Origin of the sequence: Shewanella sp. SM87, from assembly GCF_025653705.1 — a bacterium.
Lineage (GTDB): Bacteria > Pseudomonadota > Gammaproteobacteria > Enterobacterales > Shewanellaceae > Shewanella > Shewanella oncorhynchi.
Genome location: NZ_JAKKSC010000032.1, coordinates 42,757 through 51,445 on the forward strand (window position 1 = coordinate 42,757; position 8,689 = coordinate 51,445).

The 8,689-nt window shown below is 44.6% G+C and carries 5 protein-coding genes and 1 pseudogene; 2 read left to right on the forward strand and 4 right to left on the reverse strand.

Going from position 1 to position 8,689, the window contains the following annotated elements; translation table 11 throughout:
• Positions 1-42: 42 nt before the first annotated feature.
• Positions 43-2,163, forward strand: a complete 2,121-nt coding sequence (locus tag L5M11_RS19855) for a putative bifunctional diguanylate cyclase/phosphodiesterase (RefSeq protein ID WP_263193047.1) — start codon at positions 43-45, stop codon at positions 2,161-2,163.
• Positions 2,164-2,721: 558 nt separating this feature from the next.
• Here L5M11_RS19855 and L5M11_RS19860 read toward each other — a convergent pair.
• Both L5M11_RS19860 and L5M11_RS19865 read right to left on the reverse strand, forming a co-directional pair.
• On the reverse strand, positions 2,722-3,342 hold the full coding sequence (locus L5M11_RS19860; RefSeq protein ID WP_263182632.1) for a tRNA-uridine aminocarboxypropyltransferase: 621 nt from the start codon (positions 3,340-3,342) through the stop codon (positions 2,722-2,724).
• A gap of 141 nt (positions 3,343-3,483) precedes the next feature.
• A complete protein-coding gene (locus L5M11_RS19865; RefSeq protein WP_263182635.1) occupies positions 3,484-4,692 on the reverse strand; it encodes a multidrug effflux MFS transporter in 1,209 nt (402 codons plus the stop codon).
• 113 nt (positions 4,693-4,805) lie between these two features.
• Here L5M11_RS19865 and L5M11_RS19870 point away from each other — a divergent pair, with 113 nt between their 5' ends.
• Entirely contained in the window at positions 4,806-5,777 is a 972-nt protein-coding gene (locus tag L5M11_RS19870; protein ID WP_113940290.1) for a LysR family transcriptional regulator, read from the forward strand.
• Between the two features lie 82 nt (positions 5,778-5,859).
• Here L5M11_RS19870 and L5M11_RS19875 read toward each other — a convergent pair.
• Positions 5,860-7,634 (reverse strand): annotated as a pseudogene (locus L5M11_RS19875) (methyl-accepting chemotaxis protein).
• A gap of 499 nt (positions 7,635-8,133) precedes the next feature.
• The coding region (locus L5M11_RS19880; protein WP_263193049.1) for a methyl-accepting chemotaxis protein at positions 8,134-8,689 on the reverse strand (556 nt) is incomplete at its 5' end.

An 8,689-nucleotide genomic window follows, 5' to 3' on the forward strand; every position in this document is an offset into this window, starting at 1 on the left:
AAATGGGATGTGACTATTTTGCGTCACAAGGGAGTATCCTGAATGATCAGATGGCAACACTTACTTAAGAAACTCAGTACAGATGATCCTGTACTACAAGAAAAGCTGTCTCTCTGGCAAGCACATCCCCATAAAACCCCCTTAGCCTTAATTCAAGGCTTTAGCTTTATTAGTGCCAACCAAGCCACCCTCAGTTATTTTGAGACTGAATACGATGCTTTTGTGAATGCGACTCCCTATGATTTTTCTCCGAGGATCCAATCTTCAGGCCGCAATAGTGTTGAATTTGCGCGGGAAATGATCCTTGAAGCCATTGCTGGCAATAATGTTGAATTCAACTGGCTGCACATGAGCCAACAAGGCAATGAACTGCCGACTCGAATTAATCTCTATCGCTGTTATCTGCAACAACAGCCCGTGGTACTCGTTGAATTACAAGCTCTTAATCGCCGCAATCAAATGCGCGAAACGATTTCTGATGGTTTTGCTCATATTCCCAAAGAAATTTTGTCGACCACGCTCGAAGAAAGTGCCGAAGCTGTGTATATCACTGACACTGATAATCAAATTTTGGCTGTCAATAAAGCAATGTGCCGTATTTGCGGCTATAGCGCTGAGCAGCTCATCAGTAAAACCCCTGAATTTTTAGAGGTAAGAACCCATAATATGGGGGAAGAAACCGAATGCCAAATCGCCTTGAAACAAAGAGGATTTTGGCAGGGCGAAACGTGGAAAAGACGTTCAGATGGCAGTAACTTCCCTGCTTGGCAGAGCAGTCGTAAAATCGTCACGGAAGATGATGCTCATTATAATGTGAATATTTTCAGTGATATTAGTACTAAAAAACTATTAGAAACCCAGCTAACAACTCGAGCTATGTACGATACCTTGACTGGATTACCTAACAGGTTCCATCTCAAGCAGATCCTCAATAGTGCCCTCGAAAAACTTAAAACAGATCCCCTCGCACTGGGCGCGTTGATGTTTTTAGATCTCAATGGTTTCAAGAATATCAATGACAGCTTCGGTCACTCCATGGGCGATAGAGTATTACAACTGGTCGCAGCCAGACTCGAAGCAGGTTGTATCGAAAAGGCCGATATAGCCCGTATGGGAGGAGATGAATTTACCTTAGTGCTGCAAGACTGTAGCTGTAAAGATGAAATTCAGCTGTTTGCAGAGCAAATTCTTAGCCTATTTGAGAGCCCCTTTGAAATTGAAGGCCAAAAGTTCTTCCTCGGCACCAGCATAGGCATTGCGCTATTTCCTACCCACAGTAACCAAGCGGGACAGCTGATTAGTCTTGCCGATACTGCCATGTATTGCGCTAAAAAGAGCTTACCGCATCTCGTGTTTTACGATAAGGAAATGAGCCTAGCAGCCGAGTTAAAATTACAGTTAATCAATAACCTAAGGCATGCACATAGCCTAAAACAATTCACTCTCGCTTATCAAGCCATAGTCGATTTACACACAAATCAAACTATTGCTGCCGAAGCCCTGCTCCGCTGGCAGAAGTCACCGACAGAATATTATGAAGCTGCCGACTTTGTGCCATTGCTTGAGGAAACAGGATTAATTGTCAGCATTGGCCAATGGGTATTAGAACAGGCCTGTGTACAAGCGGCCCTCTGGCGAGCACATTATCAACCCGACTTTAGAATTTCAGTCAATGTGTCACCACTGCAATTAGAACACTTAGATTTTATCGACCAAGTGATAAATGCCTTAGAAATGTCGAAGTTACCCGCCGAAGCACTGATTTTAGAAATTACCGAATCGGCATTGTTACGACAACCGGAGCAAGCACGACTCACACTCAATCGTATCAAAGCGTTAGGTGTCAGCATTGCCATCGATGATTTTGGGACTGGGTTATCGTCACTCAGTCGCTTAGGGACTTTGCCAATAGACAGCGTCAAAATTGATGCCGAGTTTGCCTTGCGCTTAAACGAAGTCTCAGGACAAAAGCTCTGCAATGCTATAGTGCAACTAGCACAAGCACTCGACATTCACTTCGTCGCAGAAGGTATTGAAACTCAACAACAAAAAGACATAATGACAGATATGGGCCAAGGTTTCGCCCAAGGATTTCTATTTGGCTACCCGAGTTCAGTCGAAAACTTCACCCAAGCCTTTCTTGCGGAAAAACGCTTAGCCTAGAACAGATTTAGGACTGCCGATGTTCGCATCGGCTCGATAATCCGACTTGTGTACCAAATTAACGCTCTCAACGTTTACAAAGGAAAACGAAAGATTCCGCTAAGGTTTTATCGAAATATTTTGATGGGTCGCGAACGAAGGGGAAAGATTTTCTTGCAGAAAACATATGATTTAAGCTCGATAGCCCTGCCAGCACGCCATTTACTAATAGTTATGAATGGAATCTACTCCCCTGCAAAACCAATGATGGCCTGGCAAAGCACTCTCATTATTATCAACAAAAACACCATATTTAAAGCTCGATAGCCCTGCCAGCACGCCATTTACTAATAGTAATGAATGGAATCACTCCCCTGCAAAGCAATTGGCTGGCAAAGCTATCTCATCATTTGCTGCGCAAATGAATCCCAGTTATTAAACCGTATTTCACATTACGTTAGCGTGATCTGAATAAGATTTTGACTATTTTAATTCGTACGGAGTCTCAAAAACTCAATAACTTAAAAGCACTAATTCATACCTAAAACATCTAAGACTCAATAGCCTTAACCCCATCAACTATACCTTACCACTGGATTCATTTGAGTTCTGATAACGAGCCTGCACTGTACTCGGCATCGCCTTAATCCGCAGTTCCACCATAGCATCAAATGCCATCATTAACGGCTGAACATCAAGGGTAGGATCAAGGGCGCTTAACATATAAGCGCAAGCTTCTAAGGTCGATAAACTATCGCTACGACTCGATTTACGGATCCGATAGCGCGATTCATAACCTTCAGCCAAATGCACCGCAGGATACTGGGTTAACCAAGGATTCAGCTGCAGCATTTTGAATGCCTTACGCCAAGTGCCATCGAGCAACAGCAATATACAATCAGGATTAATATGTTGCTGTTCAACACTTACACTTAACGCAGAGGGATAGACGAGATAAATAGGCTTATTACACGCCGCTAAATATTCCCGTAAACCTTTGAAGTCAGACTCGCTTTCACCCACATAAACTTGCGTTTTAGGTACAGCAAGACTCAATACCCGCACACTATTCTTCTTATGTTCGACTTCACTCGGGTGCTGTAAAACCACCAACTGAGTCATTGGAGAGATAGGCTGAACACTCGCACATAAGCAAGCATTCTGCGGATAACGACAGATAACACAATAGTGACGTGACAAGCTTTACCCTCGGTTTAGTGAGTTATTTTACGAGTATACCAAAGGATAAAAGGGTATTAGACACAATAAAAAATACCCACAGTTCGCGGTCAAACAAACTGTGGGTAAAGGGTGTACTCTGTAATTAATCAGTGCCGCGAACTAATGCTCGCCAACTAACTGCTCTTGGTGCCAGTGGTCGAATCGACTCAGCGCCATCATCAACAACAAACCAATAGAAAACACGCCCATGACGAGTGCCACAGCGTAAGGTGCAGTTAAATTCGTTTGCTGTATAAGTCCAGCTAAAACGGATGCACCACTCATCTGAATAAAACCTAGCATAGCCGCGGCAGTCCCCGCTCGCTCACCGAAAGCTGACAGCGCCATACTAGTCGCAGGACCAAGTAAGAAGGCAAATCCCACACATAACAACATCATAGGTAACATGAAGTTAAAAGCTGCTGCCATCCCTTTATTTGGACCAAACTGTTGGCCCGCCACTGTCGCCACTGAAGACAGAACGAGTAAGGACAGAGCCAAAATAACCGTTGGACGATTACCCAGTTTGCGAATGACGATCGGTGCCGCAAAACAGGCCACGATATTGAACACAGCATTGAGTCCGAATAAGCCACTAAACGCCAACTCTGAAACCCCTAAATGCCCAATCAACCACACTGGCGCATAAGACACATAACTCAAAATAGCCGCCATAGCCGACATACAAGCAAAGGCATAAAACAAAAAGTGGGTGTTACCGAGTACAGGTTTGAATCTGCCCCAACGGTAAAGTGGGCCAGTAGTAACAGTGTTGGCTGGACGAGTCTCAGGTAAGCGATAACCAACAACGAGCATCATCAACATGGCATATAACGTCATGAAAACGAAGGTTGAACGCCAGCCGAATTGCATCGCTAACAAGCCACCTAAGGTTGGTGCTAAAGCTGGGATCACGCAAATCGCACCATTTAAGTAACTGTAAATTTTAGCGCCTTCTTTTTGCGAGTAGCAGTCGCGCACCGCACTAAACACCACGATAGAAGTTGAACAGGCGGCTAAACCTTGCAGCACACGAGCAATCTGTAACCAATGAAACTCGATGGCCGCGGCAGCGAGAAGACTACTTGCGCCGTAGAGTAAGACCCCGAAAATGGCCACAGGACGGCGGCCATAACGGTCGGCTAATGGCCCAATCAACACTTGGCCTAAGCCCATGGCGAATAAAAACAATACGAGCGTGGATTGCACATCACTGGCAGATACGGCGAATTCTGTCGCCATAGTTGGCATTGAAGGTAAATAAATATCGATGGCTAATGGGCTGAGCAGCACCATAGACATCAGGATAGGTAACAGATTGCGCCGCATAAATAATCTCAGTTGATCAGGGAAAGGTATTTCAGTGGGCGCTATTTTAATTAACTCAAGGTATGAACAGAAATGGTATAATTTCCAAAGTAAATTTCCTCTGAGGAATATCTGTGAATATCGACAACTTAGCCAGAATCGATTTGAACTTGCTGGTCATACTCAAAGTACTGCTAGAGGAGCAGAGTGTCACTCGCGCCGCCAGCCGATTACATATAAGCCAGTCAGCACTCAGTAAGAGCTTAAATCGACTCAGAGAAACCTTAGATGATCCCCTATTTCAGCGCACGGCGCATGGCTTAAAACCCACCGCGCACGCCCTCATTCTTGGGCAAAAACTGCCGAATATATTGCAAGACTTGTATCAACTCACTCAGCCTCCGACCTTTAATCCTGCCAGTAGCAATCGACAATTTTCTTTTGCCATGGTGGAAAGCGCCTATGAAACCTTAATTCCATATTTTATCGGCCCTATGCTGACCACGGCACCCAACGTCAAACTCGACTCCTATGTCTGGACCGAAAAATCGATGCAGGATTTGCAGCAAGGGCAAATCGACTTTGGCATTTCAGGGCGGGATTTGCATCCACTGTCGGATTTTCAAGTGGATCGCTTGCCAGAAGGGATTGCCTATCAAACATTATTTACCGATCAACAAGTCTGCTTAGTGCGAGAGGATCACCCGCTGATGGCGGCGCTCACCTCAGAACAATGGAATTTACCCCTTTACCTCGATATGGCCCATGTGCAGGTTCGTTGTGAAGGTAGTGATTGGTGGGCACTGGATTACTTTCTTGCCGATCTTGGGCATAGACGCCGGATCAGCACGACTGTACCCGACTTTTATGGTGCCGCCAGCGTTTGCGCCCACAGCAATTTAATCTTCACTCTGCCGTCGAGCTTTGCCCGTCACGCCTGCCAACTTTATCCGCTCAAACAACTGCCACTGCCTTTCGAATTTATGCCAATGGCCTATGTGCTGTTATGGCATCAAAGAAATGATGAAGATCAAGGGCATAAATGGATTAGAGAAACCATTTGTCAAAGTGTGGCTAAGTTATTCAATCCCACAGAAATGCTTTAACACGACAAAACGGCCAGTAAAAAGCCCGACAAAGCGAAGGCTTTATCGGGCTAATATCGAGGCACGCTATTAAGAATAGCGATTACAAAATAAATGTCGCGACTTGCGCATTCAGGTCATTAGCGCGAGCTTTTAACCCCCTCGCCTGTGCCAAATCTGCCATGGCCGATGCGGTAATCTCATCGGTCACATCTTTAATCGCAACCGTATTCTGGGTTATTTCACCCGTCACTTGAGTCTGTTCTTCCGCTGCGGTAGCAATTTGGCCTGCCATATCTGAAATCACGTTGACCGCTTGCGTAATCTCTTCAAGAGCTTTCGCCGCCGCATTGGCATCTTCTACGCTATGACCCGCTAATGCTTGGCTGCTTTCCATCAAGCTGACTGCTCTGGCAGTAGTCCGTTGTAGCGTTTCAATCGTGGTATGTACTTCCTGAGTCGAATCCTGTGTACGACGTGACAGTACTCGAACTTCATCGGCAACGACCGCAAAACCACGGCCTTGCTCGCCAGCACGCGCCGCTTCAATGGCTGCGTTAAGCGCCAACAGGTTAGTTTGCTCGGCAATTCCTTGAATTGTCGCCAGGATGCTCGAAATGGATTTAGCATGACGGCTCAAGTCTTCAATGACATCCGTTGCTTGAGTCACTTCATCGGCGAGGGAATTAATCGAGTTACGAGTTTTATTCACTAACTCTTTGCCCTGTAAACTGCTCGCTGCAGACTGTTGAGCCGCTGTTGCCGTGTTCTCAGCATTGGCTGCRATCTCATTAGTCGCACTCGCCATTTCAGTTACCGCAGTCGCGACCATAGCGACTTCTTGCTGCTGACGTTGTAACTCCGCAACTGAAGTTTGCGTGGTGGCAAGACTACGTTCAGCATCGGCATCTAACTCATTCGCTAATTGGCGAATATGGCTGATCAGCTGATGTTGACTGCCCACAAAGCGGTTAAAGCTGTCGGCAAGCACGCCCACTTCATCTTGAGTGTCGACWGAAATACGYTGAGTTAAATCACCATTRCCATCGGCAATACGCGCCAGTGCCTGCGATACTCGGCTCAATGGACCCAGCAGGACACTTACTAGCCAAGAAATGGCTAATACACTTAAGATCAACACGAGTGCAGAAAGCCCAAACTGAGTGAGTAACAAGCTCGACAGTGGCGACTCTAGCGTTTCCTTATCAAGCACTAACACTAATTCCCAATCTGTATTAGGGATATCAACGCTCCAGACTAATTTGTCACGTCCTTCATTTTCAAAATACATAGGTAACAGAGTGCCCGCTGCACGGCTTTGTTCTGGTAAGTTGCGATTAAGCTCGTTATCGATTTCAGCTATAGGTTTCATCGTCTTAGCTTGATCTTTATAAGCGATCACTGTGCCGTCTTTGTGCATCATGATGGCATAACCGTTTGCCGGTAACTTCATGCGGTTGACCTCTTCGATAAGATTACTAATCGATAGATCTCCAGCAATAACTCCGCCTGCAACAGGCTCGGCCAAGGATCATAATTTGAATAGTCAGTTGCTGGCTCTGAGTCTCTCATATTACCGTTTGACTCACCAAAATATGTCGATTCAAACCCTCCCGATTGCTTAGCCTGTTTCATTGCTTGCACAATGTCATGACTCAACTGCCCACCGATTCCTTTAACAATTTGCTGACGGCTTACGAGCCACTCACTGATAAGTAGCGCTTGCTGCTCACCAAGTCGTTGAGCCTGCTCTAAATTCACATCTAGTAAGACTTTCTTCTGACTTGAATAACTCTGCCAAGATAATAATAATATGACAGATGAAAGAGCAAGAATAACGGAAAAAAGAATTTTCTGCCTTAATGAAAATGATTTCATAATATATTTTTCACAAATAAAGACCTGATAACCATACCGACTAAATATAACAACAGCTATTTTTAGCAGCAGTGAGCTTACTTAGAAACGTAAAAATGAATTATTTCACGTTGACCATGAAAGATAAATAAATTAAAAATAAAATTTAATCTTAACAAACAAACTAAATTAGCCAAATTTAAATAAGCACAAAACATTAAACAGGCTTAGCAATGCATATTAATGCAAACAACTAAGAATTAAATGCAACTAAGAATTAAATGCAACTAAAAACTTCAAGTTAAAACAGTTATTAAGTGATTTTAAGATATTATAAAAAATAAACAGAATGGTACCTTTAAATAAAGGTATAATTAACTCATTATTGTATCATCACAAACAATCTTAAAAAGTAATACCTTCGCGCCGTCTAAGGCGCGGAGGAAAACTATTAGTTATTGTAAACCTACGATTGAAATTTACTTAAATATCTATTATTCAAAAAATCGAGTTAAGGCAACTAAAGAATAAATGTCGCGACTTGCGCATTCAGGTCATTAGCGCGAGCTTTTAACCCTCTCGCCTGTGCCAAATCTGCCATGGCCGACGCGGTAATCTCATCGGTCACATCTTTAATCGCAACCGTATTCTGGGTTATTTCACCCGTCACTTGAGTCTGTTCTTCCGCTGCGGTAGCAATTTGGCCTGCCATATCTGAAATCACGTTGACCGCTTGTGTGATCTCTTCAAGGGCTTTCGCCGCCGCATTGGCATCTTCTACGCTATGACCCGCTAATGCTTGGCTGCTTTCCATCAAGCTGACTGCTCGAGCGGTAGTGCGTTGTAGCGTTTCAATCGTGGTATGTACTTCCTGAGTCGAATCCTGTGTACGACGTGAAAGCACTCGAACTTCATCGGCAACGACCGCAAAACCACGGCCTTGCTCGCCAGCACGAGCCGCTTCAATGGCTGCGTTAAGCGCCAACAGGTTAGTTTGCTCAGCAATCCCTTGAATTGTCGCCAGAATACTCGAGATAGACTTAGCGTGACGACTTAAATCGCCAATGACATCCGTT